Source organism: Aeromonas sp. 160P, assembly GCF_055193095.1.
In genome coordinates this window covers 1-2,332 of sequence record NZ_JBUXKV010000006.1, presented here as the reverse complement: position 1 = coordinate 2,332, position 2,332 = coordinate 1, and the positions used below count along the sequence as shown (strand labels likewise).

At 58.3% G+C, this 2,332-nt stretch carries 2 pseudogenes; both read left to right on the top strand.

The window, feature by feature from the left end:
• A pseudogene (locus tag ACY8FN_RS21210) lies at window positions 1–1,057 on the top strand (IS4 family transposase); the annotation flags it as partial.
• A 102-nt stretch (window positions 1,058–1,159) separates the two neighbouring features.
• Window positions 1,160–2,332 (top strand): annotated as a pseudogene (locus ACY8FN_RS21205) (IS256 family transposase); the annotation flags it as partial.

The window sequence follows — 2,332 nt, the reverse complement described above, 5'->3', positions numbered from 1 at the left end:
TGATATCCTGTTGCCTGGTGACCGCCCTTTCGTTGCCCCCAGCGCCTTCCTGCAAGCTCGCCAGAAGCTTGGCCACAAGAGCATTGAGCGGCTGTTTCACGAGACCGCCGCAGGCTGGCACCAGCATGCCAATCACCCCGGCTGGGCCGGGCTGCAACTGCTCGCCGTTGATGGCGTGATGTGGCGCACGCCTGATACCCCAGACAATGCCGCCGCGTTTGCCAAGCCCGGTACCCAGCATGGGGAGACCGCCTATCCTCAGGTGCGCATGCTCTGCCAGATGGAGTTGACCAGTCACCTGCTTGTTCAGGCGGTCATGGAGAGCTGCGCCGTCAACGAGATGGTGTTGGCCGAACAACTTGTCGCGCGTACGCCAGACCACTCCTGGCAGACTGCTGGCAGCGAGCGGCACTGGTTGCTGCCACTCAAAAAGGGCACGCAATACGAGGTGGTGCGCAAGCTGGGGCGTCAGGATGCGCTGGTGCGTCTCAAACCCAGTCCACAGGCGAGGAAGAAGTGGCTGCAACTGCCAGAGACGCTAGAAGCCCGCTTGCTGACTCGCACCATCAACGGCAAAGAGCGGCAGGTGCTGACCTCAATGGTCGACCCGATGCGCTTCCCCGGTGCCGACATCGTCGAACTCTACGGCCAGCGCTGGGAAATCGAGTTGGGCTATCGGGAGATGAAGCACAGCTTACAGCAGCACCGGCTGACCCTGCGCAGCAAGAAGGCGGCGGGGATACGGCAAGAGCTGTGGGGCGTGTTGTTGGCGTACAACCTGCTGCGCAGCCAGATGGTAAAGATGGCAGCAAGCTGAAGGGATAGACGGCCAGCCAGCTGAGTTTTACACTGCATCGGTCTATCCATCCATGAGTTGAGCTGCATGCCGTATGTGTCGCCGGGGAATATCCCGGGACGCGTTGCGGAGCTGGAGAAACAGGCGGGCCAGTTTGTGTTGCCGGCCCGCAGGGAACGAAGTTATCCCCGCTGCGTGAAGCCAAGGCCACAGAAGTATGGAGTTAAAAAAGCCAATAAAAACAATGCCAGTCAGGCTTAACTGACTGGCATTAGAGCCTTGGCTCCCGAGCCTGTAAATCCAATTGTGTAACCGCCCACGAATAAGTAACTTTTTCAAAAGGATACCTTCGTGGGTAAGCAAATGGACCAAGACAAACTCAAAGCACTGGCCGCTGAGCTGGCCAAAGACATCAAATCTGAAAAAGATCTCGGCACACTCACCCAACAGCTGATCAAGCTCACCGTGGAGACCGCGCTCAATGCCGAGATGGACGAGCATCTGGGCTACGAGAAACACGCCCCACAAGGCCGCGGGACCGGCAACAATCGCAATGGCTATTCCACCAAGCGCCTAAAAGGCCACCATGGAGAGGTCACCATCAGCGCCTGCGTGACCGTAACGCCTCCTTCGAGCCTCAGTTTGTCCGCAAGGGGCAGTCACGCCTGACCCAGATGGACGACCAGATCCTCGCCCTCTACGCCAAGGGCTTGAGTACGCGGGATATAGTGGACGCGTTCAAAGAGATGTATGACGCCGACATCTCGGCGGGGCTGGTATCGAAGGTGACCGAACGCGTCATCGAGCAGGTCCACGAATGGCAAAACCGGCCGCTGGATCCGCTCTATCCCATCGTCTATCTGGACTGCATTGTGCTGAAGATCCGCGCGAACCAGAGGGTGATCAACAAGTCGCTCTATCTGGCACTGGGCATCAATATGGAGGGGCACAAGGAGCTGTTGGGCCTGTGGCTGGCCGAGACCGAAGGGGCAAAGTTCTGGCTGTTGGTCTTGACCGAGCTGAAGAACCGGGCCGCTCTGAAGACATCCTGATTGCGTGTGTGGATGGTCTCAAGGGCTTCCCGATGCCATTGCCGTGGAGTATCCCCAGACCAAGGTGCAACTGTGTATCGTCCACATGGTCCGCAACTCGTTGCGCTATGTCTCCTGGAAGGACTACAAGGCGGTGACGGCTGAACTGAAGCAGATATACCAGTCTGCGACAGAACGTGAGGCTCAGCAGGCGCTGGCGGCCTTCGGCGAGCGCTGGGATAGCCAATACCCGCAGATAGCGCGCCGTGGCAAGTAACTGGGACAATCTGATCACGCTGTTTGATGATCCCCCCGCTATCCGGAAGGTGATCTACACCACCAATGCGATCGAGTCACTGAACAGCGTACTGCGCAAAGCGACCAAACAACGGAAGCTCTTCCCGACCGATGAAGTCGGCGCTGAAAGTGGCGTTTCTCGCAATACAGCAGGCCTCCAAGAAATGGACCATGCCGATCCAGAATTGGAAGCCGGCCCTGAATCGCT